23 protein-coding genes are annotated in these 24,217 nt (G+C 57.8%); 13 read left to right on the plus strand and 10 right to left on the minus strand.

Features of this window, described 5'->3' with window-relative positions:
• Positions 1-41: 41 nt before the first annotated feature.
• The 3 genes from C7436_RS06900 (at position 42) to C7436_RS06910 (ending at position 4,719) form a co-directional block, all read left to right on the plus strand.
• Entirely contained in the window at positions 42-2,000 is a 1,959-nt protein-coding gene (locus C7436_RS06900) for an acetyl/propionyl/methylcrotonyl-CoA carboxylase subunit alpha (protein ID WP_121207157.1), read from the plus strand.
• A complete protein-coding gene (locus tag C7436_RS06905) occupies positions 1,997-2,821 on the plus strand; it encodes an SDR family oxidoreductase (RefSeq protein ID WP_011786252.1) in 825 nt (274 codons plus the stop codon). Before C7436_RS06900 ends, C7436_RS06905 begins: the two co-directional genes overlap by 4 nt.
• Positions 2,822-2,889: 68 nt before the next feature.
• Positions 2,890-4,719 carry a long-chain-acyl-CoA synthetase gene (locus tag C7436_RS06910; RefSeq protein ID WP_121207158.1) on the plus strand — a complete coding sequence of 610 codons (1,830 nt, stop codon included), beginning with the start codon at positions 2,890-2,892 and terminating at the stop codon, positions 4,717-4,719.
• Between the two features lie 396 nt (positions 4,720-5,115).
• On the opposite strand, the gene C7436_RS06915 is transcribed toward C7436_RS06910, so the two are convergent.
• Both C7436_RS06915 and C7436_RS06920 read right to left on the minus strand, forming a co-directional pair.
• Positions 5,116-6,096 (minus strand): NADPH:quinone oxidoreductase family protein, encoded by a 981-nt coding sequence (locus C7436_RS06915; protein WP_121207159.1) that lies wholly within the window; start codon positions 6,094-6,096, stop codon positions 5,116-5,118.
• 155 nt (positions 6,097-6,251) lie between these two features.
• A complete protein-coding gene (locus C7436_RS06920) occupies positions 6,252-6,821 on the minus strand; it encodes a BLUF domain-containing protein (protein ID WP_121207160.1) in 570 nt (189 codons plus the stop codon).
• Between the two features lie 183 nt (positions 6,822-7,004).
• Between C7436_RS06920 and C7436_RS06925 the strand changes: the two genes are divergently transcribed.
• The 5 genes from C7436_RS06925 (at position 7,005) to C7436_RS06945 (ending at position 11,669) form a co-directional block, all read left to right on the plus strand.
• Entirely contained in the window at positions 7,005-7,622 is a 618-nt protein-coding gene (locus tag C7436_RS06925) for a trimeric intracellular cation channel family protein (RefSeq protein ID WP_011786256.1), read from the plus strand.
• A 132-nt stretch (positions 7,623-7,754) separates the two neighbouring features.
• Positions 7,755-9,053 carry an NCS2 family permease gene (locus tag C7436_RS06930; protein ID WP_011786257.1) on the plus strand — a complete coding sequence of 433 codons (1,299 nt, stop codon included), beginning with the start codon at positions 7,755-7,757 and terminating at the stop codon, positions 9,051-9,053.
• Positions 9,054-9,084: 31 nt separating this feature from the next.
• A complete protein-coding gene (locus C7436_RS06935; protein WP_011786258.1) occupies positions 9,085-9,627 on the plus strand; it encodes an adenine phosphoribosyltransferase in 543 nt (180 codons plus the stop codon).
• A gap of 14 nt (positions 9,628-9,641) precedes the next feature.
• The gene (locus C7436_RS06940) at positions 9,642-10,304 is read left to right on the plus strand and encodes a fumarylacetoacetate hydrolase family protein (protein ID WP_022991437.1); all 663 of its coding nucleotides are present in this window, start codon (positions 9,642-9,644) and stop codon (positions 10,302-10,304) included.
• Positions 10,305-10,364: 60 nt separating this feature from the next.
• Positions 10,365-11,669: an ABC1 kinase family protein gene (locus tag C7436_RS06945; protein WP_121207161.1), complete on the plus strand. Its 1,305-nt coding sequence runs from the start codon at positions 10,365-10,367 to the stop codon at positions 11,667-11,669.
• A gap of 8 nt (positions 11,670-11,677) precedes the next feature.
• Here the strand turns inward: C7436_RS06945 and C7436_RS06950 are convergent, their stop codons facing one another.
• Positions 11,678-12,355 carry an SIR2 family NAD-dependent protein deacylase gene (locus C7436_RS06950; protein ID WP_121207162.1) on the minus strand — a complete coding sequence of 226 codons (678 nt, stop codon included), beginning with the start codon at positions 12,353-12,355 and terminating at the stop codon, positions 11,678-11,680.
• On the minus strand, positions 12,355-13,758 hold the full coding sequence (locus C7436_RS06955; protein ID WP_014422184.1) for an FAD-binding oxidoreductase: 1,404 nt from the start codon (positions 13,756-13,758) through the stop codon (positions 12,355-12,357). The genes C7436_RS06950 and C7436_RS06955 overlap by 1 nt, the downstream gene beginning before the upstream one ends.
• 189 nt (positions 13,759-13,947) lie before the next feature.
• On the opposite strand from C7436_RS06955, the gene serA reads away from it, so the two are divergent.
• Positions 13,948-15,177 (plus strand): phosphoglycerate dehydrogenase, encoded by a 1,230-nt coding sequence (gene serA, locus C7436_RS06960; protein ID WP_011786263.1) that lies wholly within the window; start codon positions 13,948-13,950, stop codon positions 15,175-15,177.
• Between the two features lie 188 nt (positions 15,178-15,365).
• The gene (locus tag C7436_RS06965; RefSeq protein WP_011786264.1) at positions 15,366-15,650 is read left to right on the plus strand and encodes a sll1863 family stress response protein; all 285 of its coding nucleotides are present in this window, start codon (positions 15,366-15,368) and stop codon (positions 15,648-15,650) included.
• A 69-nt stretch (positions 15,651-15,719) separates the two neighbouring features.
• Here C7436_RS06965 and C7436_RS06970 read toward each other — a convergent pair whose 3' ends face one another.
• Both C7436_RS06970 and C7436_RS06975 read right to left on the minus strand, forming a co-directional pair.
• A complete protein-coding gene (locus C7436_RS06970) occupies positions 15,720-16,376 on the minus strand; it encodes an OmpA family protein (protein ID WP_014422186.1) in 657 nt (218 codons plus the stop codon).
• Between the two features lie 57 nt (positions 16,377-16,433).
• Positions 16,434-17,423: an alpha/beta hydrolase gene (locus C7436_RS06975; protein WP_011786266.1), complete on the minus strand. Its 990-nt coding sequence runs from the start codon at positions 17,421-17,423 to the stop codon at positions 16,434-16,436.
• Between the two features lie 70 nt (positions 17,424-17,493).
• Here C7436_RS06975 and C7436_RS06980 point away from each other — a divergent pair, with 70 nt between their 5' ends.
• The gene (locus tag C7436_RS06980) at positions 17,494-18,387 is read left to right on the plus strand and encodes an alpha/beta hydrolase (protein ID WP_023009116.1); all 894 of its coding nucleotides are present in this window, start codon (positions 17,494-17,496) and stop codon (positions 18,385-18,387) included.
• Here the strand turns inward: C7436_RS06980 and C7436_RS06985 are convergent.
• Genes C7436_RS06985 through C7436_RS07000 form a run of 4 tightly spaced genes read right to left on the minus strand, consistent with a single transcriptional unit; the run spans position 18,365 to position 22,388 of the window.
• Positions 18,365-18,643 (minus strand): GIY-YIG nuclease family protein, encoded by a 279-nt coding sequence (locus C7436_RS06985; RefSeq protein ID WP_014422188.1) that lies wholly within the window; start codon positions 18,641-18,643, stop codon positions 18,365-18,367. The two genes, C7436_RS06980 and C7436_RS06985, sit on opposite strands and share 23 nt — an antisense overlap.
• On the minus strand, positions 18,636-19,541 hold the full coding sequence (locus C7436_RS06990) for a DMT family transporter (RefSeq protein WP_036219955.1): 906 nt from the start codon (positions 19,539-19,541) through the stop codon (positions 18,636-18,638). The genes C7436_RS06985 and C7436_RS06990 overlap by 8 nt, the downstream gene beginning before the upstream one ends.
• Positions 19,534-20,919 (minus strand): sigma-54-dependent transcriptional regulator, encoded by a 1,386-nt coding sequence (locus C7436_RS06995; RefSeq protein ID WP_121207163.1) that lies wholly within the window; start codon positions 20,917-20,919, stop codon positions 19,534-19,536. Before C7436_RS06995 ends, C7436_RS06990 begins: the two co-directional genes overlap by 8 nt.
• The gene (locus tag C7436_RS07000) at positions 20,916-22,388 is read right to left on the minus strand and encodes an ATP-binding protein (RefSeq protein WP_121207164.1); all 1,473 of its coding nucleotides are present in this window, start codon (positions 22,386-22,388) and stop codon (positions 20,916-20,918) included. Before C7436_RS07000 ends, C7436_RS06995 begins: the two co-directional genes overlap by 4 nt.
• A gap of 221 nt (positions 22,389-22,609) precedes the next feature.
• Between C7436_RS07000 and C7436_RS07005 the strand changes: the two genes are divergently transcribed.
• Together C7436_RS07005 and dctP are read left to right on the plus strand one after the other, a co-directional pair.
• The gene (locus C7436_RS07005; protein WP_014422193.1) at positions 22,610-22,999 is read left to right on the plus strand and encodes a DUF4168 domain-containing protein; all 390 of its coding nucleotides are present in this window, start codon (positions 22,610-22,612) and stop codon (positions 22,997-22,999) included.
• A gap of 155 nt (positions 23,000-23,154) precedes the next feature.
• Positions 23,155-24,216, plus strand: coding sequence for a TRAP transporter substrate-binding protein DctP (gene dctP / locus C7436_RS07010; RefSeq protein WP_121207165.1), 1,062 nt, complete (start codon positions 23,155-23,157; stop codon positions 24,214-24,216).
• The last annotated feature ends 1 nt before the right edge of the window (position 24,217 follow it).

Below are 24,217 nucleotides of genomic sequence, written 5' to 3' on the forward strand. Positions count from 1 at the left end.
CACCAACCTGGGGCGGTCCAGTAACAAGGTAGATAACGCTTATGCTAAAAAAACTACTAATCGCTAACCGAGGCGAAATCGCCGTCAGGGTCATCCGCACAGCCAAAGCGCTGGGCTACCGAACCGTTGCCGTCTACTCCGAAGCCGACGCCAACACCCTGCACGTTGAACAAGCCGACGAAGCCGTCTGCATCGGCCCGGCACAGGTTGCCGCCTCCTACCTCAACGCCGACGCCATCCTCGATGCCGCAAAGAAAACCGGCGCCGACTGCATCCACCCGGGCTACGGCTTCCTCTCTGAAAACTCCGGCTTCGCCAAAGCCGTCAAACAGGCCGGCCTCACCTTTGTAGGCCCTCCCGAAAACGCCATTGAACTCATGGGCAGCAAACGCCGCTCGAAAATCGCCATGCAGGAAGCCGGCGTGCCCGTAGTCCCTGGCTACGAAGGCAACAACGCTAGTGATGATGAACTCATCGCCGCAGCCCAGGACATCGGCTACCCCCTCATGCTCAAAGCCTCCGCAGGTGGCGGTGGCCGGGGCATGCGCCTGGTCGAGAGCGAGAGCGAGTTGGCCGACAACATTAAAAGGGCCCGCTCAGAAGCCAAACAGGCCTTCGGTGACGACGAACTGATCATCGAAAAAGCGGTCATCGAACCCCGGCACGTGGAAATCCAGGTTTTCGCAGACCACCACGGCAACGCCGTTTACCTGGGCGAGCGGGACTGCTCCGTACAGCGCCGGCACCAGAAAGTGGTTGAAGAAGCGCCCTCACCTTTTGTCACCCCGGAACTGCGTAAGGCCATGGGCGAAGCTGCTGTCAAAGCGGCCCTGGCCTGCGGTTACGAGGGCGCCGGTACCGTGGAATTCCTGGTCGACAAAGACCGCAATTTCTACTTCCTGGAAATGAACACTCGCCTGCAGGTAGAACATCCGGTCACCGAACTGATTACCGGCCAGGATCTGGTGGCCTGGCAGTTGATGGTCGCTGAAGGCCGCCCGCTGCCTCTGGCCCAGGATGACATCCAACTCAATGGCCACGCCATCGAAGTGCGACTTTACGCCGAAGACCCGGCCAGTGGTTTCACCCCGCAAACCGGTACCCTGCACCAGTTCACCCCGGCCGAAGGCGAAGGCCTGCGGTTTGATACCGGCGTGCGCTCCGGTGACGTGGTCAGCCCCCACTACGATCCCATGCTGGCGAAAGTCATCGCCTGGGGCCAGAACCGGGACGAAGCCCGTCGCCGCCTGATCCGGGCGCTGGAAGACACCACAGTCTTTGGTGTGACCACCAACCGCCATTTCCTCAGCCGCATCATCGCCGATGACACCTTTGGTGCCGGTGAAGCCACCACGGCCTTCCTGCAGCAGGCCTTCAAGAATGATCCGTCACTGGCGCCCCAGCCGCTCACCATCCGCGAGCTGGCCCTGAGCGCCTGCGCATTGAGCCTCGGCCAATCCGCCCAGAAAGGCTGGAGTAACGCCCCCGCCACCGTCATGCCGATGAAGCTTGAGGCCCGGGACGAAACCGTGGAACTGCTGGTTCGGCACAGTGGCCACAAACTGCTGGTGGCCCACGGCGAAGAACACTATGAATTGCAACTGCAAAGCCAGGAACCAGGCCTGCTGTGCATTATCGACAACGGGGTTCGTCAGCGGTGCCAATACTACCGGAGCGGAGATTCCCTATATTTGCAGGCGTTCGGCCGTTCCTGGTGCGTTCGGGATATTACGCACCAACCCGCCCAAGGTGCCCTGGGCACCGGCAGCGGCAAGGTCCAGGCCACTATGGACGGTGCCATTATTGATGTACTGGTGGCAGAGGGAGATCAGGTGGAACAGGGCCAGACCCTGGTGATTCTGGAAGCCATGAAAATGGAGCATCCGGTTAAGGCGGATCGCAGGGGCACCGTTGGCCAGTTGCTCGCCCGCAAAGGAGACCAGGTCAAGCGTGGCCAACTTCTGGCAGACGTGCAGTCCACTGAGGAGGCAGCATCATGAGCCGGCTACAGCAGCGCACAGTGTTTATAACCGGCGGCAGCCGGGGAATCGGCCGGGCCATTGCCCTGGCCTGTGCCCGGGAAGGCGCCAACGTGGTCATTGCAGCGAAAACCGATACCCCGCATCCGAAACTACCCGGCACCATCCACACGGTCGCTGAGGAAATTCGCAACGCCGGAGGCCAGGCGCTACCGCTGGTACTGGACGTGCGGGATGAACGACAGGTCCGCCAGCGAATAGACGAAGCCGCCGGTTATTTTGGCGGTATCGATGCCCTGGTGAACAACGCCGGGGCGATACGCCTGACCGGTGTCGAAAACCTGAAAGTGAGCCGATACGACCTGATGCATCAGGTCAACGCCCGGGCCGTATTCACCTGCAGTCAGGCGGCCCTGCCCTGGCTGAAGGAATCCGGTGGCCACATTCTCAGCCTGTCGCCGCCGCTGAACCTGAATACCCGGTGGTTTTCCCAGTACGGGCCATACACCACCACAAAATACGGAATGACCATGCTCAGCATGGGCATGGCCGAGGAGTTCCGACGCTATGGCATTGCCGTGAACTGCCTGTGGCCAAAGACTCTGATTGCCACTGCCGCCATAGAACACGAAGTGGGCGGACCTCAATTGATGGCGCAGGGACGAAAGCCGGAAATCATGGCCGATGCTGCGGTCAGCATACTGTCCCGCAGTGCGGACGAACTGACCGGGCAAGCGCTGATTGACGAGGATGTACTTCGTCAGGATGGCGTGAAGGACTTCGAACACTACCGGTATGCCGCAGGCGACAAGCCACTGCTGCCGGATCTGTTCCTGGATTAGCCGCGGAGCAATGGGTTGGTCCGCGGTTCAAAACCTACAAAGACAATGACGACTGAAACGGACGCACCATGAGCCAAGACATCGTAACCGCACGCGACATCATGCGCAGCCTGCCCACGGTTCTGAAAAAATTTCCCTTCGTGGCAAAAGGGCTTTACTACTACCGGGTAAAGGACGACAAAAAAGAGCTGACCCTTGGCAAGCTGGTAGAGCGCAACGCTGACAAACACCCCACGCGCCCTGCCATTCTCTTCGATGATCGCAGCATTACCTGGGCAGAACTGGATGCCTGGAGCAATCGAATTGCCCATTACCTGAAAGATCAGGGGCTGGTAAAGGGCGATGCCATTGCGGTACTGCTGGAAAACCGACCGGAACTACTGGCGACCGTGGTTGGCGCAGCCAAGGTCGGCGTGGCCTGCGCCATGCTGAACACCTCCCAGAAAGGCAAAGTGCTGGCCCACAGTATCAACCTGATCGAGCCACGACTGCTGGTGGTTGGTAGCGAACTGATCGACAATGCCGAGTCGGTTCGTGGAGAGGTTCAGCTCCGGCACACGCATCCCCTGCTCTACCTGCACGACGGCAACACTCTGAACACCTTTGGTGACGCACCGGAGGGCTACGTCAATCTGGCCCTGGAAGTCAGCCGCCGGCCCTCAACCCGACCGGTCCTGAGCAACGCGGTAACCATGGGCGATACCGCCGTGTATCTTTACACCTCAGGCACCACCGGCCTGCCCAAGGCGGCGCCCGGTTCACATCGCAAATTTATCAAAGCCTACGGCGGCTTTGGCATGCTCTCCCTGGCCATGGAACCGGAAGACGTCCTGTACTGTACGCTGCCGCTGTATCATGGCACCGCCCTGCTGGTGTGCTGGGGCTCGGTCCTCGCCGGTGGCTCTGCCATCGCCCTGCGCCGAAAATTCTCCGCCAGCGCCTTCTGGGACGACGTCCGCCGCTACAACGCCACCACTTTCGGCTACGTGGGCGAGCTGTGCCGCTACCTGCTGAATCAACCTCCCGGCAGCCAGGACCGCAACCACGGCCTGACCAAAATGATCGGCAACGGCCTGCGCCCCTCCATCTGGAAAGAATTCAAGGAACGCTTTGGCATCGACAAGGTGGCTGAACTGTATGCCTCATCAGAAGGCAATATCGGCTTCAGCAACTTTTTCAACATGGACAACACCGTGGGCTTCTCCACCGCGCCCTACAAACTGGTCAAGTACCACGAAGGCACCCGGGACCCGATCCGCAACGACAAGGGCCGTCTGGAGGAAGTGGAAAAAGGCCAGCCCGGCCTGTTGATCGGGGAGATCAACAAGAAGTGGGCATTCGAGGGCTACACCCAGAAGGAAGCCACTGAGAAATCCATCCTGCGCGATGGTTTCAAGAAAGGCGATGCCTGGTTCAATACCGGTGATGTATTAAAAGAAATCGGCTGCCGTCACCTGCAGTTTGTCGATCGCATGGGCGACACCTTCCGCTGGAAGGGAGAGAACGTATCGACGACGGAGGTGGAAAATATCATTGATGGCTCCGGCATGGTGGAGGAAGCCATTGTGTACGGGGTCGAGATTCCCAAAACCAACGGCAAGGCGGGCATGGTAACGCTGGTGCCTCAGTCCAATGGTTCGGCGTTCGATATCAACAAGCTGTTTGGTTATCTTCAGGAGAATCTGCCGGCCTATGCGGTGCCGGTGCTTGTGCGGGTGACCAATGCCATCGAGAAAACGGGAACGTTCAAGTACCGGAAGGTGGACATCCAGAAGCTCGGCTATTCGCTGGAGCGGTCAGAAGACGATGTGTACGCCTGGCTGCCCGGTTCGTCCGGTTATACGTTGCTGACTCCGGAGCTAGTCTCGGATATTGATTCGGGGGATGTTCGGTTTTGATCCTGACTTTTGGAGAGGGGCCTCATAACCTAGCCTGCAACGCTTGGTGACAGTGAGTACGGGGTGCCCCTCCCAAAAACCGCTACAAGCACATCCATGTGCGCTTCTCTCCGGCCATCCATGGCCTCCGACATTTTTGGGAGGGGCACCCCGCACTCACTTCCGAGCCAAGGAGTGATAGTCAGTTTACTGAAAAACCTAGCTTTTCTCCCTGACTATTACTGCGAAGCTGACCGGCCGTGATGGGGAACGCTTCCAAAAAATTTTGAGGGCCATGGATGGCCCGAAATAAGCGCACATGGATGTGCTTGTAGCGGTTTTTTGGAAGCGTTCCCCAGCGCGGCCCACACCGAAACCTAAAGGCTAGGAGGGAGGCTACCCCTCAGGCTCCAAGAACTATTCTTCAACCCGCAAAACGATCTTGCCAGTGGCCCGACGCCCCGTGAGTGCCCCAAGCGCCGCGGCATATTCCTCGAACGGGAACACTTCGCTGACCTTGGGATCGATCTTGCCGTCGGCATACATCTGCAACAGCTCCATCATGTTCTGGGCACTGGTCTGCGGCTCGCGCTGGGTGAAGCTACCCCAGAATACACCTACCACAGAACAGCCCTTGAGCAGCGTCAGGTTCGCAGGAATCTTGGGGATATCCCCTGCGGCAAAGCCGATCACCAGGTGGCGGCCGTTCCAGCCCATGGTGCGCAGGGCCTGTTCGGTGAAATCTCCGCCGACCGGGTCGTAGATCACATCCACACCTTTACCCTTGGTCAGTTTCTTCACCGCATCTTTCAGCGATTCCTCGGTGTAGTTCACCAGTTCATCGGCGCCGGCTTCCTTGGCCACCGCGAGTTTTTCAGCGGAGCTGGCCGCCGCAATCACTTTCGCTCCCATGGCCTTGCCCAGCTCCACGGCCGCCAGGCCAACACCGCCGCTGGCGCCGAGTACCAGCAAGGTTTCGCCAGACTGCAGGTTGCCACGCTGCTTGAGCGCGTAATAGGAGGTGCCATAAACCATCATGAAAGCCGCGGCTTTCTCATCGGACATAGAGTCCGGGATTGGCAACAGGTTGGATTCGGGAGCAACCACTTCTTCGGCGAACGCACCCCAGCCGGTCAGGGCGGCTACCCGGTCTCCGGGTTGGAAACGGGTGACTTTTTCGCCCACCTCGAGCACTTCACCGGACAGTTCACCGCCGGGGGAAAACGGCATGGGCGGCTGGAACTGGTATTTGCCCTGAATGATCAGGGTGTCCGGGAAGTTCAGGCCTGCAGCCTTGACCCGGATTTTTACGCCGCTGCCTTTTACGTCCGGGCTGGCAATGTCTTCGATGACCAGATTCTCTGCCGGGCCATAGTCTTTGCACAGAATGGCTTTCATGGTTGCTCCTGGGCTGTCTGTCTTACCCTGATGGCGTCAGGGCGGGTCTGATTTGATGTTGTAATTGACCAGGATCAAGCTAAACGCACAGAGCCCGTGAAGCAAATCAAGGCTGCTTATTCATGGCAATAAGCCCGGCTGATAAGCCGGCGGATTCAGAACAGTACAGCGCCCGCTACCACGGCGACGATGATCATCACACCGGCGGCCAGAAGCCCATACCTGACGCCGGGAGACAGGGTTTGTGAGTGTTGAACCCGGGCTGGGCTGTCTTCGTCGTGATTGACCAGTTTCTGGTCTTCGCTGGAGCGCCGAATCAGGTCAATCATTTCCTCACACTGGTGGCTGGAGAACGCCGCCGGGTTGAAGTCCGGTAACTGGTGCTTGTCCAGAAAGGCCTGCACGTCGGATGACAGGGGTACATACTTCATCGACCAGTTGGAGAAGGTCGGGACGTCCAGCGGCTCTTCAATCAGCATGCGGATATTGCGGTGGCGAGAGTCCTGACGGATTCGTTCGAAGGTTTCCCGGACAAATTCTTCCTCGCCCTCAAGGTACTGGAAAAACCGGTTGTCGCCATAATACAAGCCACCGACCAGGCCTGCCCGACCGTTATTTCTTCGGGACACCATGAGAATTCTGGCCACGTGGGGTTCGACACCCTTTTCCAGGGGCTGGGCTTCAAACGTTGCTTCGCTGGCGTAGGCGAGTCGCATCAGGGCCATATTGCAGTACTCCGGATCAATCAAACGGGAAACAAGGCAGTGATACGCGTAACTGTCGCGCAACAGATCACATTGGCCGAATCGGCCATCAACGCCTGAAGATGAATCCCGGGACGAATTCCGCTATTCTTCCAGCCTTTCACCCACGCCCCGGACCGAATTTCGTCAAATCAGAGCTGCCCCATGTTTGACATCATCTATACTCTTGAAATGATTGGCGTTGTGGCGTTTGCCATTTCCGGCATGATCGTCGCCCGGTCCAAAAACATGGATCCGGTGGGTGTTTTTGCCATCGGTTTTATTACCGCTCTGGGTGGCGGCACATTGCGGGATCTGATCATGGACAATCACCCGCTGTACTGGATCAAGCACCAGGAGCAGCCGATCATGATCCTGGCCATGGCAATCGTGTTCAGCTACTGGAGCCGGGCCCATTCCCTGAAAGAATCGAGAATCGTCTTCCCGGACGCCATCGGCCTTGGCATTTTTTCCATTCTCGGTGCGCAACTGGCTCTCGATCTGGGCCACTCCTGGTTTATCGCTTCCATGCTGGGTGTAATGACAGGCTGCTTCGGCGGCGCCCTGCGTGACACCCTGTGCAACGAAGTTCCCTTTATTTTCCGCAAGGACCAGATCTACGCCTCTATCGCCTTCGCCGGTTGCTGGCTGTACTTTGTGTGCCAGTGGTTGCTGGAGAGCGAATCCATGGCGCTGACTATTGGCCTGCTGTTTATCGTGATTGTTCGCATGCTCGCGGTGCGCTTTGATATCCGCCTGCAACGAGACCAGATGCTGAACTGAACTCTGAATCATCCCTTGGCGTGAGGCGCCTGAGCCGGTAACATTGCCGTTTTTTCACCCAATTCACGTTTTCCGCACGCAAACTGACTTTCAAACTCCCTAATCCAGGCATTCTAGAGGCAGACCCAAGTCATGCTTGAACGACTGTTCCAACTCCAGGCCCACGGCACCACTGTCCGTAAAGAAGTGGTAGCTGGCATTACCACCTTCCTGACCATGGCCTACATCATCGTGGTCAACCCCAGCATCCTGTCGTCCACCGGCATGGATTTCGGAGCCGTTTTCGTGGCCACCTGTCTGGCCGCAACCATCGGTACGCTGATTATGGGCCTCTGGGCAAACTATCCAATTGCCCTGGCCCCCGGCATGGGCCTGAACGCCTTTTTCTCGTTCACGGTCGTCGGCAGTATGGGATACAGCTGGGAAGTGGCGCTGGGCGCTGTCTTTCTCTCCGGGTTTATTTTCTTCATTCTGAGTGTGGTCAAGATCCGGGAATGGATCATCAACAGCATTCCGATGTCCTTACGCTTTGGCATTTCCGCCGGCATCGGATTCTTTCTTGCTCTGATCGCACTGAAAAACGCCGGCATCGTGGTAGATAACCCTGCGACCCTTGTGGGTCTGGGCGACATTAAAGTGGCTGAGAGCCTGCTGTTCTTCGCAGGATTCGTACTGATCTGTGCACTTTCATTCCGCAGAATCACCGGCGCCGTAATGATCGGCATCCTTGCTGTTACCGTGGCCGCCATGATGCTTGGCATGGTGGAATACAAAGGTTTTGTGTCTGCCCCACCCAGCCTTGCCCCCACCTTTATGCAACTTGATCTGGCCGGCGCACTGAATGTTGGCATGATCAGCATTATCTTTGCCTTTCTGTTCGTGGATCTTTTCGATACCTCCGGCACCCTGATCGGAGCAGCCCAGCGTGGTGGATTGCTGGATAAAGATGGCAAGCTGCCCCGTCTCGGACGAGCTCTGATGTCGGATTCCGTCGCAACCATGTCAGGCGCAGCCCTGGGTACCTCAACCACCACCAGCTATATCGAATCAACCGCTGGCATTTCCGCCGGTGGTCGCACAGGACTGACGGCGGTTGTCGTCGCCCTGCTTTTCCTCGCCTGTTTGCTGCTGTCACCGATCGCGAGCATCATCCCTGCCTATGCGACCGCACCGGCCCTGTTCTACGTCGCCGTGCTGATGGCAAGCGGCCTCAAACTGATCGATTGGGATGACATCACCGACGCCGCACCAGCGATCGTCACGGCACTGACCATGCCGCTGACCTTCTCTATTGCAAACGGCATTGCCCTGGGTTTCATCACCTACGCCGTGATCAAGGCGTTGTCTGGCCGCTGGTCCGATCTTAACGCCAGTGTCGTTACCATTGCCGTTGTATTTGTTCTGAAATTCATGTTCCTGGACGCCGCCTGAGCGGCGCCCAGAGTAATCACCGGATCCGCCCATGGACTATTTTTCCGAGAGCATCAAGAAAGCCATCCGCACTGTGCCGGACTGGCCCAAACCCGGCGTCTCCTTCCGGGACATCACCACGGTCCTTCAGGACAAAACGGCATTTCGTAAACTGATCGATGCCTTTGTCCATCGCTACCATGGCCAGCACATTGATGCGGTTGCCGCCGTCGATGCCCGAGGCTTCATTATTGGCTCGGCGCTGGCCTACGAGCTGAATGCGTCTCTGGTACTCGTGCGCAAGAAGGGCAAACTGCCCTTCGACACCCTGGTGGAAGACTACGAACTGGAATACGGCACGGCTTCCGTCGAGCTGCACGAAGACGCTTTCAAACCCGGCGACAAGGTCATCCTGGTGGACGACCTGATTGCCACTGGCGGCACCATGCTGGCCGCAACCCGTCTGATCCGCCGTATCGGTGCTGAAATCGTAGAGGTCGCAGCCATGATTGATCTGCCGGATCTGGGTGGCTCACGCAAGCTGCAGGAAGAAGGTCTGCAGGTTTATACTGTCTGCTCATTCGAAGGAGACTGAGCGGAGGCGCCACCATGGGCGATTATCAGCATCACTGGAAAGATGGAACACCGGTTCATCTTCCCCTTGGCAAAATCGTTTGTGTGGGGCGCAACTACGCCGAACACGCCCGGGAGCTGAACAACCCGGTACCGGAAGAACCGCTGCTGTTTATCAAACCCTCCACCGCAGCGGTTCATATCACCCGCCCACTGGTCTACCCCAGAGGCCAGGGTGCGGTGCACTTTGAAACCGAACTGGCCGTACTTATCGGCCGCCCCCTGACCAATGCCTCCGCCAGCGAAGTGGAAAGTGCCATTCTCGGTTATGGCCTGGCCCTGGACCTCACCTTGCGGGACGTGCAAAGCAGCCTGAAAGAAAAGGGACACCCCTGGGAGCGCGCAAAGGCCTTCGACGGCGCCTGCCCGCTTTCACCGTTCGTTGCCGCCGACCAACTTGCCAAGGGCAACCTGAACTTCACACTGGATATCGACGGCCAGCGCCAGCAGACCGGGAATACCGGCGACATGCTGAACCCGATCGTGCCCCTGATTGCTCATATGAGCACCCAGTTCACCCTGTTACCCGGCGATGTGGTGCTGACTGGCACGCCCAAAGGCGTTGGCCCGCTTGTCAGCGGCCAGACTCTGTCCCTGGAGCTGGAAGATGTGTTATTTGTGGAGACCACAGTGGTCTGAACGCAACACGGATACGGATATTCAGACGAGCTGCAAACTTCCCGTAGAACAGGCACTACCATGGCCAGGAAACCCGTTACTTCACGCACAGGACGCTTCTTCAAACTCGCAGGCATGACCGCCACGGTGGCGGGCCAGTACGCCGGCCAGAGAGCGCGGCGCATGTTCCGCACCGAAAATGACGAAGGCGCCCAGAGCGAAAGCTACACCCGGATGGCCGGGCAAATTGCCGATACCCTGGGCGAGCTCAAGGGGGCGGTGATGAAGGTGGGGCAGATAGCCTCCCAGACCCAGGACTTCCTGCCCAAAGAATTCTCGGACGCGCTGGAAAAACTCCAGAAAGAAGCACCACCGATGCCATTCGAGGTGATTCTGGAACAGGTGGAAAGTGAGCTGGGCAAGCCGGTTGGCGAGCTGTTTGAATACCTGCAGGAAACACCCTACGCCTCTGCCTCCATCGGCCAGGTACACCGCGCCCGCCTGCACGATGGCACGGATGTGATCGTGAAAGTGCAATACCCCGGCGTGGATGAATCCTGCGACTCCGACCTCAAACAGCTACGACTGGCCCTGAAGCTCGGCGGCCTGTTGAAAATGCCCAAGGAGACGGTTGACCAGCTGTTCGGCGAAATCCGGGTGCGACTGAAGGAAGAGCTGGATTACGAGAACGAGGCGCGAAACCTCAAGCTGTTCCACGAATTCCACAATGATCAGCCGTGGGTGATCATCCCGGAGGTGGTCGACAGCCATTCAACCCGTCGGGTCCTGACCCTGGGGCTGGTGGAGGGCGACCACGTCAGCAAGGTCACACCGAAACACTACTCCCAGGAAACCCTCAACCTGATTGGCCACCGGATTTTCACGATCATGGCCGATCAGCTGTTCCGGTTCCAGTGCATTCACGGCGACCCTCACGCGGGCAATTTCGCCTACCGGCCGGATGGCACCATTATCATGTATGACTTCGGCTGCGTGAAGAAACTCAAACCGGAGATTGTCGAAGCCTACCGCAAAGCCTTGATCGCAGCGCTGGATGAGGACTACCAGGCCCTGGACCAGTACCTGATCGACCTGGGCGCTCGCGTGGACAGCCAACCGGCGGTCGATGAAGCCTATTACGCCATGTGGAGGGATATCCTGATCATCCCGTTCCTGAACGATGAGCCCTACGACTTCGCCGAGGCCGATATCCATAAACACGTGGCCGCAAAAACCAGCACGGTGTTCAAATATCTGGATTACTTCAAACCACCGGTCGAGAGTATTTTCATAGACCGGATGATTGCGGGGCATTACTGGATGCTAAAACGCTTAGGTGTTCAGGCCGCATTCAGAAGTGAACTGGAGAAATACCTCCGAGGCTAACGCCAAGTTCACAAATAACGCGAAACCCACTCCCGCACCCCTTCCGAGGCCCCTTTGCGAATCACCCGTGCCCGGGAGACGGACGCAGGTTCGCCGGGATCAATCACCGTGATGGGCACATCAATGTCCACCTCGTAGACCAGCCCTGCCGCCGGATATACCTGCAGCGACGTACCCACAATCAGCAACTGATCTGCGGTGCGCACCACCTCTGCCGCCGCATCCAGCATCGGGACTTCTTCGCCGAACCAGACGATATGGGGCCGAAGCTGGGCACCGCGATCACAGGTATCCCCGGGATTGATGTCGTTGTAGCCGATGTCGTAAATGAGGTCCGGATAGGCGGAACTGCGGGCCTTGGTGAGTTCACCGTGCAGGTGCAGCGCATTGCTCGAACCGCCGCGCTCATGCAGGTCGTCCACATTCTGGGTGACCACGGTCACCTGAAAACGGCTTTCCAGCTCCGCCAGCAAGCGGTGCGCAGGATTGGGCTGGACGGTTTGAAGTTGCCGCCTGCGCTCGTTATAGAACCTCAGCACCAGATCCCGGTTGCGCTCGAACGCCTCCGGCGTGGCCACGTCGTACACACTGTGCTGCTCCCACAGCCCACCGTTGTCCCGGAAGGTGGAGAGGCCGCTTTCGGCGCTGATTCCAGCGCCGGTGAGTACAACAATGTGCTCTTGCATCAGTCGAAGATCTTGCCCGGGTTCATGATGTTATTGGGATCGAACACCTGCTTGATACCGCGCAGGTAGGCAATTTCCGCCTCGCTGCGGGTGTACTGCAGGTAGGGTTTCTTGGTCATGCCCACACCGTGCTCAGCAGAGACACTGCCCTGATAACGCTCGACAATTTCAAATACCCACTTGTTCACCTGCTGGCATTTTTCGAAGAAATCTTCCTTCGCCATGTCCTCCGGTTTGAGGATGTTCAGGTGCAGGTTGCCGTCACCAATGTGGCCGAACCAGATGATCTCGAAGTCCGGGTAGTGTTCGGTAACCACGTTGTCGATTTCCTGGAGGAAGCCCGGCACCTTGGAAACCACCACCGAAATATCGTTCTTGTAGGGAATTCGCGGCGCGATGGATTCGGAAATCCGCTCACGCAGTTGCCAAAGGTTCTGTGCCTGGGTTTCACTCTGGCTGATGACGCCATCCAGCACCCAGCCTTCTTCCACACACTGCTCAAACAGTGCCATGGCATCGTCCATCACCTGATCAGAAACAGCCTCGAACTCCAGCAACGCATAATATGGAGCCTCGGTCTCGAACGGTGCCTGAACCTGGCCGTGGGCCAGTACATGCCCCATGGCCTGGTGAGAGAAAAACTCGTAGGCGGTCAGATCCAGTTTTTTCTGGAAAGCCTGCAAGACATCCATGGTGTTGGTGAGGTCATTCAGGCCCAGCACCAGCACGGTCAGGTCGTCCGGCTTGCGGGTAAGCTTCATGGTGGCTTCGGTAATGAAACCCAGGGTGCCCTCGGCACCGATGAACAGATGTCGCAGATCGTAGCCGGTGTTGTTCTTGGCCAGATCCTTGTTCAGATCCAGCACATCACCTTTACCGGTCACCACTTTCAGTCCGGCAACCCAGTCCCGGCTCATGCCCCAGCGAATGACCTTGATGCCGCCGGCATTGGTGGACAGGTTGCCACCGAGCTGGCTCGACCCGGCGGAGGCAAAATCCACCGGATAGTACAGGCCGTTTTCTTCGGCAAAGGTCTGCAGTTGCTCGGTCACCACCCCGGCCTGGCAACGTACGGTGCGATCACTGGCGTTGAAATCCAGAATCTGGTTCATGTTGTCGAACGCTACCACCACTTCGCCATTGGCGGCCACGGCGCCTGCACTCAGGCCGGTACGTCCGCCCGAAGGTACCAGAGCCACCTGATTGTCATTGGCAAACTTCACCAGCGCCTGCACCTGCTCCGTGGTTTTCGGCAGGACAATGGCCAGCGGCTTGGGCGGGTAGATTTTGGTCCAGTCCTTGCCGTAATTGTCCAGATCCGCAGGATCGGTGAGAACCTTGCCCGGGTTTTCGGAGGTGGCAACCAGCTCTTTAAGGGAAGCGATGATCTGTTCGGAACTCATGGATGTGTCAGTCTCTTCGAAGTTGGGCCAGGGCCTGTTCAGAGATCACTCACAAAGAATTGATTCAGGCAAACCGGCGCGCTGTGAAAATCTGCGTTTATGGTATCATACCGCCCCTGTTCTGTGAGCCAGGCCGACGATCCCTGGCTGCAGGTCATTTCACGTGACGAAAGGTTCGGAAGCAAGCCCATGTCAAATACGTCTCTCGAAAAGAGCAAAATCCGGATCCTGCTGCTGGAAGGCGTGCATCAATCTGCCATTGATACCCTGAATGCCGCGGGTTACACCAATATCGAGTATCTGACCCATTCATTGGGTGAGGAAGAGCTGATCGAGAAGATTGCCGATGCGCACTTCGTTGGTATCCGCTCTCGCACCCAGTTGACCGAGAAAGTATTTGAAGCCGCCAGGAAGCTGGTGGCTGTGGGCTGCTTCTGTATCGGCACCAACCAGGTTGACCTGCAGGCCGCGACCCGCCGTGGCGTGGCCGTGTTCAACGCGCCTTTCTCCAACACCCGTTCCGTGGCAGAACTGGTTCTGGCCCAGGCCATCCTGCTGCTGCGCGGCGTGCCGGAAAAAAACGCCAAAGCCCACCGTGGCGAGTGGCTGAAATCCGCCAAGAACAGCTATGAGATTCGTGGCAAGAAGCTTGGCATCATCGGTTACGGCAACATCGGCACCCAGTTCAGCGTGCTGGCCGAAAGCCTGGGAATGGACGTCTATTTCTACGACGTGGTTTCCAAACTGCCGATTGGTAACGCCACGCAAGTGGGCACGCTACAGGAACTGCTGAACATTTCCGATGTGGTTTCCCTGCACGTACCGGAGACTCCGGCAACCAAATACATGTTCAAGGCCGAGCAGTTTGCCCAGATGAAGCCGGGCAGCATTCTGATGAACGCTTCCCGCGGTACCGTGGTGGATATCGACGCCCTGGCCGATGCGCTGAGCTCCGGTAAACTGCTGGGCGCGGCCATCGACGTATTCCCGGTGGAGCCCAAGTCCAACGACGAAGAGTTTGTCTCGCCACTGCGCGAGTTCGACAACTGCATCCTGACTCCGCACGTGGGTGGCTCAACCATTGAAGCCCAGGAAAACATCGGGCGCGAAGTGGCCGAGAAGCTGGCCATGTACAGCGACAACGGCACCTCCGTTTCTTCGGTGAACTTCCCGGAAGTGGCGCTGCCGTCGCACCCGAACCAGCACCGCCTGCTGCACATTCACGAGAACGTGCCGGGCGTAATGTCGGAAATCAACCAGGTGTTCTCCGAAAACGGCATCAACGTCTGTGGCCAGTACCTGCAAACCAAGGAAGATATTGGTTATGTGGTGGTCGATGTGGACAAGGCCTACGGTGAGCTGGCGCTGGAAAAGCTCCGCCAGGTAAAAGGCACTATTCGCTGCCGCGTACTGTTCTGACAGACAGCTGCCTTCAAGAACCGGAGCATCCCCCTGGGAGCTCCGGTTTTTTTATGCCATTTCGGGCCACAACGCCGCATTTCAACAAAACTTCATGCTGCCGCCCTTGAGATTCGGCCATACGTAGCCATGCTGAAAAGTACCAGTCATTCAAACCGGGCCGGAACAGGCCCAGCATGGAGGTAATTATGTCCTTGAAGGAATCTCTGCAGAAGAAACTGGAAACCCAGACCGAGTACTGGAGCAAACAGATCGACAGCCTGCGTGCCGAAGCCGACGAAAAGATGGCCAAGGCAAAGGATGACCAAGCGGAAGCCGAAATTCAAAGAGAGTTTTCCGAGCGCATTCAGGCCGTTGAAGACCACATCGAGACTGCCCGAAGCAAACTGGGCGAACTCAAGGACTCCGGCGAAGATCAGCTGGAGGATCTGAAGAAGCGAATCGACGAATGGCTGCCGAGCAACACCAACTGATTGCGACAGCCAGAAAGCAAAAAGCCCCGGCATAAACCGGGGCTTTTTTGTTGAATGCTGAGCAGGATATTACTGCATCGGCACCAGCGTCAGCTCAACGCGACGGTTCTGCTCACGACCCGCAGCCGTATCGTTGGAAGCAATCGGGTAGCGCTCGCCATAACCGGTGGCCCGGGTACGACGGGGCTCAATGCCCTGATTCAACAGGAAGTCACGGACAGAAGACGCGCGACGCTCGCTCAACAGCTGGTTGTAGCTGTCTGAACCGGTGCTGTCAGTATGGCCTTCAATCTGGATGATGGTTTTGTCGAACTCTTTCAGAACCAGAGCCACAGACTCAAGAGTGCCGGTAAAACCGGAACGGATGGTGGACTGATCCGTATCAAAGGTGATGTTACCCGGCATGATCAGGTCGATCTGGTCACCATTACGGACGACGCGAACACCGGTACCTTCCAGCTTCTGGCGCAGCTGGGCTTCCTGGCGATCCATGTAGTAGCCGATACCGCCACCCACGGCCGCACCGCCAGCGGCACCAATCAGTGCGCCTTTGCCACGATCACTGCTGCTGGAGGTTGCTGCGCCAATAGCAGCACCACCGATCGCGCCAATAATACTGCCCTTGGTGGCATTCGAAGTTTTCTCTTCCCCGGTATACGGGTCATAGGTCATACAGCCACTCAGGCCAACAGTTGCTACCGCAAAGGCAAGAATTGTCTTTTTCACTGTCTTCTCCCGCTTCTGTAATCGTTGGTCCGGAGCTTTTGGCACTACAGCCACTGCTTACTCCGAGAATGTATCGATAATGGTATTGAATACCGTCGCCTGCAAATCCTGCGCTTCGTTCACAAGATGATGACGACCGTCCGGTATTCTTCGTTCCTTCACTGAGGAAAATTTATTCCGGATAATCCTCAGATTGTGCTGCCAGTCTACCGTCAGATCCTTCTCACCCTGCACCACGGTGACCGGAAAATCCACCGGCCTCGCCGACTCAATGTGCGGCACCCATTGTCGCAATGCAGTCACCCAATCGACATGAACCGCTCTTGCCTGCAACGGGTCGTGTTCCCGCAGGAACCGAAGAAAGCGGGTATCGCCACTGTTCGGGCCGAATACCCGTTTCCAGCGAGTCAGGAACGGTTTGACCAGACTGTGGAGAATCTTTGCCCCCAGCCAGCCCATAGGCCTTACCAGTGGCGCCAGCAACACCACTTTGCGGAACGCCGAGGACTCCCGGTTGTGGTGGTTCGACAGCAGGTAGTCAATCAATATTGCGCCACCCGTACTCTGCCCCACTGCGTACCAGGGCCCCCGAATCTTGTCCCTGACCTTCGCCATTACTTCCGACAGTACGGCCTGGTACTCCAGGAAACTGCCAATGGCGGCCGGCGTGCCACTCGACAATCCGTGCCCGGGCTGATCGTAGGCCAGAACATCGAAGCCTGCACCAAGACAGCGGTCAATCAATTGGGTATACAGACCCACATGATCAAAATAACCATGCAGAATGAACACCGTGCCTTTCGGGCTGGCGCTCTCCGGCAGCCGGAAGTAATGCACCATCACTTCATGCCGCTCGGCACAGATGTACCCCTGATGGTAGACCACATCCGGATGCTCAACCCAAAGATCAAGGCCATAGAACCGGCAATACGCCTCCATCTCGGAACTCAGTTCTCGGCTGGCGGACGGATCAAACGGTTCCAGACGGTCCAGCAGGGAATGTCTGTCCCAATTCGGTATTTCTATGGTATCTGTTTTCCAGTACACGTAGAGTTAAACGCCTGTCATGAATCCATAAATGCCAGTCATCCTAACGCATTCACAAGGGAGAACACAGATGTTCCAGCCGCTTCTTGAGGCCGGGTTGAGAGGGACCATGCACCGTTTTGTGAAGCCCGTCCTGTCCCGGGCGTTTCCGTTATCGGTGCAGCGCCGATACACCCGGGAAGCTTATCGAACATCCTACCCGCCTAAAGACGTCAGTTTCGCGTGGGAAGACCTGGGCGATGTACCGGTGCTGCGCGCCTCCCCGGAAGACCGTTCTGGCGGCACCGTGCTGTATTTTCACGGCGGAGGCTATGTTATGGGCTCTGCCGATACCCACCGGGGCATTGCCGGCCATCTGGCCAAATTCTCTGGCTGCGACGTACTGATCCCGGACTACCGGCTGGCGCCGGAGCATCCGTTTCCAGCCGCGCCGGACGATGCCGAAGCCGTATATCTGGCCTTGATCAACCAGGGGGTAAGCCCCGGCTCCATTGCCCTGGCCGGAGATTCCGCCGGCGGCGGTCTGTCGGTGGTACTGGCCATGCGATTGCGCGACCACGGTCATCCACTGCCCTCATCCGTCACCTGCTTCTCGCCCTGGACAGATCTGTCAGAAAAGGATCTTTACACTCCGGAATGTGAACCGGTCCTGCACGCTGCCTGGACCTTCAAAGCCGCGAAAATGTATGCCAACGGCGTACCTTTGACGCACCCGCTGGTGTCGCCGGTCTACGGTGACCTGAGTGGCCTGCCTCCCCTGCTGATTCAGGTCGGAAGCCAGGAAGTTCTGCTCAACGACGCCCGTCGATTGGCGGAGGCGGCCAAACAGGAACACGTGGAAACCACGCTGGAGATCTACAACAATCTCTGGCATGTATTCCAGGTGCACGCCGCGCAGCTTGACCGGGCCAGAGACGCTCTGGCCGTTGCCGGGCGTCACATCAGGCATCATCTTCAAGCCTGACGACACCCCGGATCAAAGCTTCCTTTCGAACCTTGGGCCAGCGCTTGACCTGCCATTCCAGTCGGGAGGCGCGGCTCCTGTCGCCGGCAGGTACATGGAACTCCAGGGTTAACGGCCCTTTACCTCTCAGGCTCCGGGCACCTTTAGGTGCCCCCGCCTGATGCTCGGCAAACCGCCGCTCCACATCTGTGGCAATTCCGGTGTAGAGGCTACCCGATGCGGTGCGAACAAGGTACAGATACCAGTTCTCAGCCATGGTTCAACGCCTGCTCCCGGTCACGGACTTTCTTCTGCTGCAGCCATAATCCCGCAATGATCAGCACCAGCCCGACGTAGGTCGAGGTGAGAATAACTTCGCCCAGAATGAAGTAGATAAACACCAGGGACAGAAAAGGCGAGATAAAAATCAGATTGCTCACTTTCGAGGTGTTTTCTGCTTTTTTCATGGCCTGGGACCACAGCACAAAGGCTATGCCCATTTCAAAAACGCCGACGTAAACCGCAGCGGCCATCGAACTCCCGACCGGCATGACCAACCCCGCCGTCTGCCAGCACACCAGCACAATGACCGGCAGTCCAAATAGAAAATTCAGAAACAGGCCAACCACCGGGTCCCGGGTATCCCGGGTGGCAATAATCCAGTAAGACGCCCAAACCAGCGTGCTGCCCAACGCCAGCGAGACACCGAGCGGGTCCGAGAATGAGAGCGAGGTTACCGCACCGCGGGTGGCGATCACTACCACTCCGGCGTAACACACCAACCCCGCCAGAATATCGATCCTGCGCAGTTTCTGCCCCAGAAACGGCACCGACAGATAGGCCAGCACCAGTGCCCAGGTGTAGTTCAGAGGCTGGGCCTCCTGGGCGGGCAGACGGTCGAACGCGCCAAACAGCAGAAAGTAATACAGACAGGGATTGATCAGCCCCATCAGCATGGACTGCAGGTATTGGCCACGCCGCAAACGGAACACCAGTCCCCAGCGCCCCTGTAGCATGAGGATAGCCGCCATCACGACGATGGATGCGGTACAGGCCACCAGCAGCATCTGAACCGGCGCAAGATCCGCCAGTGACAATTTGAAGGCGGTAGCAACGGTCGACCACAGCAGCACCGTGGCAAGGCCGTACATCATGGCCTGTTTCTGATCAGTCATGCCCATGCTCCAAATCCGACTCCAGCCAGCGATACAGTGTTCTGCGATTAATGCCGAGTATCTGGGCCGCCCGGCGTTTATTACTATCAACGGCAGCCATGACCCGGCGCACGTAATCCTGCTGGAGCATCTCCAAGGTGGGCCATTCGGAAAGTTTCCCGGGCGAAGCGGCAACGGCAGCCTGAACAATCCCGCCCTGGCGCTTCCGGATGCGTTCGGGCAAATGCTCGGGCTGTATGGTATCGCTTTCACAAAAAGTGACCGCCCTCTCAATCGCACTGGACAGCTCACGCACATTGCCCGGAAACGGATAATCGCGGAGTATCCTTAACGTGACGTCACTGAACTTCAGGAACCCCCGGCTGTGACGACGTGCTGCCTCACCCAGAAAATGCATGGCCAGCAATTCAACATCCTCATCCCGCTCCCTCAGGGGAGGCACCGTTAACGACAGGGTTTCGAGACGATAATACAGGTCTTCGCGGAAATGGCCCTGCTCAACAGCCCGAAGCAAATCCACATGCGTTGCCGCCAGAATGCGAACATCCACCATTTCCTCATGGTCAGCCCCCACTGGTTTGATGCAGCCCTCCTGCAACACCCGAAGCAGTTTGGCTTGCAGCGCCAATGGCATTTCACCAATCTCGTCCAGCAGCAAGGTGCCACCGTTCGCCTCTGCAAACAGCCCCCTACGGGCCTGCCGTGCACCGGTAAAAGCACCAGCCTCGTGACCGAAGAATTCACTTTCCATCAAGTCTGGCGGTATACCGGCACAATTCACCGCAAGGAACGGCCGTGCTGAGCGCTCACTTTGCTGGTGGATTGCCCTCGCAACCAGTTCTTTCCCGGTTCCACTTTCGCCATTAATCAGAACCGCGGCCTGACTGCGGGCAACCTGGCGAATGTCTGACCTGAGGCGATCCATCATCGCACTGCCGCCGATCAAGCCCATGTTTTCATCGCCGCCGCGCCCGGACTGATATTCCGCCAACTGCCGGTTCAGATCTGCCTGGGCCAGCAACCGTTTGATCTTTAACCGGAGATGATCCGTTGAGAGCGGCTTGGTCAGAAAATCATCAGCGCCGGCCTTCAAAGCATCGACCGCCTGGTCCACCGTCCCAAACGCGGTAATCACGATAAAGGGAATACCTGGATGCTCGGCCTGCTGAAGCGACAGAATCTCCAGACCGTCACCATCGGGCAAGCGCAGATCCGACACGATCAGGCCCGGGCGTTCGTCTGTCAGAGCAGTCCGCGCCTCGGCCACCATACTGACCCTGCGTACGCGGTAACCATCCACTTCCAACTCCTCCATCAGCAGCTGGCCAAGGCTGGCGTCATCTTCTACCAGCAAGATGGTTACAGGCCGGCTGCTCATTGGCCCACCTCTTTCGGAAAATACAGCGCCATACCACAACCACCCAACTCGCTATCAATCACCTCAACGGATCCCCCATGTTCTTTCATGACACTCTGAACCACTGCCAGCCCTAACCCTGTGCCTTCGCCGGCCGGGCGGGTGCTGAAGAACGGCTCGAAAACCCTGGCGTGATGCTCCGCCGGTATACCAGGGCCATCGTCCTCGACCCGGAACACCCAAAACTCCCCGGTCTCGCCGACAGAGAGCGCGACCTGTTTCCGGCCAGCCTGACAGGCATTTCTCACCACATTCAGACACGCCAGGCCAACCCGGAGCGGCTCTGCCCGTGTCGGCATCGGCCTGTCAAAAGCGTCGGCTTGCAGCGAAACCGCCTGGCAGCGCCTGTCTTCACGGGCGCGGGTAACGACGTCCTCGAGAATGTCTGCCAGGTTTACGGGTCGCCGGGACTCGGGCACATGCCGGAAACAGTCCAGCAGTTGCTGGATAATCATGGTCATCCGGTCCACCTGATGTTCGATATCATCCAGATGCCGTTGCTGCTCCTGCTCCAGCCCGGCCCTGGCCAGAATGCGGGCCCGGCCCTGAATAACGTTCAGAGGCGCCCCCAGTTCGTGAGCTACCCCGCCTGCGACCCGGCCAATCATCGCCACTTTCTCCTGGTATTCCAGCTGTTCTGCCAGCGCCCGTTCCCGGGCAATCCTGTCTTCGATTTCGGCCTCGGCCTCGGCCATTCGTTCGCCCAGAGCACGAATGCCCTGCTGAATCTGACGCAGCTCCTGTGGCCCTGCCCCCGGTGTCTCCAACCGCCAGGCGCCCGGTTGCAGAGAGGCCATGCTCTCCAGCAAACGGTTCACATGTCGCCCCACGGTGCGGTAATGCCCCAGAACGACAACGAGGATGATGGTGGCCGCAATCATCGACCAGATCACCACTGCCCACCAACGGCTGGTGGCTACCAGATCATGGAAATCACTGCGTTGCCGCGTTACCTGCAACAAACCCTGAATCCGCCCGTCTTCCGCAACCAGCGGCGTGAACTGGGAAAACACCGACTCGCCATCCACCCAACGAAACGCGCCCCCGAGCTCACCACTGGCGATTGCCTTTTCGGCGCTGGCGCTATTGGTGACATCGGAGTCAGCAACACCGAGACTGGCCACCCGGTCACCCTCTGCGTCAAACACCGAGGCCCCGGAAATGCGCCCGATCTGGAAGATGGATTTCAGGGATTCGCCCAGGACCAGTTCATCGCTTTCGGCCAGCGCCTTACTCACCGGCCCGCTGACCGCTCGCGCCACCAGTTCCAGGTCTTCACGAAGGCGATCGTTCAGAGCGCGCTCTACCGCCCCCATGCCAATGTAGATAGCAATGCCACTGAACAGCAGCAGCGGCACTACAATACTGAGCACCAACGTTAATTGCAGCGACCGGAACAGTGCTCCCACCCGTTTTCCCATCAACGCCATAAACACCACTCTGCAGAAATGTCACAGCCTTTCTGCCACATGTGGCATTTTGCCACAAGACAGATTACTGAGCTTTAACCATAGAGCATCCATAAACTACTGTTTTTATTGCCTTTATAGAGAAATTAAAACCTGGCACGGGAATCGCTATTGTCACATCGACATTCACAAGTTTGTGGCTGGACGACCGAGCCGGCCTCATTAAAACCAGGAGTAAAGCTATGAACAAACTGCTTGTATCCATCACCGCATCTCTGGCACTGCTGGCAACCGCACCGGTGATAGCACAACAGAACCCGGCCCCGGCCGAACAGGGCTCGGGTTACAGCAACCCCGCCGCCGCAGGCAGCCAAAGCACCAATTACAGCGATGCTGAGCTGAAACAATTCATTGAGGCACAATCCGGTGTTATGGAAGTGCGAGAGGAATACATCGAGAAGATCGAATCAGCCGAGTCTCAGCAGAAGGCCCAGGAACTGCAGATGGAAGCCAATGATGAAATGGTCTCGGTGATCGAAGACGTGGGTATCGATATCCCCACCTATAACGCCATTGCCACCGCTTACAGCAGTGAGCCGAAGGTACGCAACCGCGTTGACGCTCTGATGTAAATTTCCTGCATCCGGTTCGTCGTCTGGCCCCGCTTCGGCGGGGCTTTTTTGTGGCTGTTCGTCTGGCGTTTACACATCGGCCTTTTCTCCTCGGTCTGTTGTGTTACCTTTTCCCTCTAGACTCAAATGCGCCGGATTCTGGAGCCCTGAATACAATGACCAAACGCCACCCGCTTCTCAGCTTCAGCCTCGTTGCCACTGCGGCAGTGATGCTGCTGACCGGCTGCTCCGACAATGGCTCCTCGTCAGCCGCGCAGAGTTCGGCGGACGGCAAACCAGAGTATCCGGTCACCTGGCGCTTTGCCCTGGAAGAGATTGAAGGCAGTGTTCAGCATCTTTACGCACAGCAGTTCAGGGAACAGGTCGAAGCGCTGTCTGGTGGAAGGATTGAGGTCGATGTCTTTCCTTATGGCTCTTTGGGCACCTCGGCCCAACTGACAGAACTGACTCGCAACGGCTCAGTCAACCTGGCCTTTGCCTCGCCCGGCCACCTGGCCGATACCGTTCCGGAAACCGGCCTTTTTAATCTTCACTTCCTGCTTCCGGAAGAACAGGAACCGGCCCGTCGCCTTCTGGAGGCGCCCGCGTTTATTTCCGCATTTGAACCGGCCTACCACAACGCTGGCCTGCAACTGCTGGGGTTCGTGCCGGAAGGCTGGATGACCTGGACGGCCAACAACCCCCTGAGAACCCCCGCCGATTTCCAGGGGTTAAGATTTCGCACCATGACCTCGGAAACCGCAGCAGAGGCTTTCCGAAGCTATGGTGCTGACCCCGTACAGACGCCTTTCGCCCAGGTATACAGCGATCTCCAGCTCGGCAACATCGACGGCCAGAGCAACCCGGTGTTTGCTATTGAGGAAATGGGGTTCCATGAAGTCCAGAACGTCATGACCATGGCCAGGGCCTCACGGTTTATCGCATCTGTTGTGGCCAATGAGGACTGGTTCGAAGGACTCCCCTCGCAGGAACGGAAATGGCTGGAGGAAACCATTGCACAGCTATCCGAGGAAGCCTGGACTCTCCAGGAGGACCTGAACAAGGAGCGGCTGGAGACCATACTGGAACAGGGCGGTATCCGGGTCGTACGGCTGACGGAAGCTGAAAGGGCGGCCTTCCGCGATGCGAGCCTGCCCGCCCGGCAACGCTTTATCGAACTGACCGGAGAGAAAGGCCAGGCGCTGATTCAGCGGGCAACGTCGATTGCGGGTGACTGAT

Origin of the sequence: Marinobacter nauticus (assembly GCF_003634635.1) — a bacterium.
In the GTDB taxonomy this organism is placed as follows: domain Bacteria; phylum Pseudomonadota; class Gammaproteobacteria; order Pseudomonadales; family Oleiphilaceae; genus Marinobacter; species Marinobacter nauticus.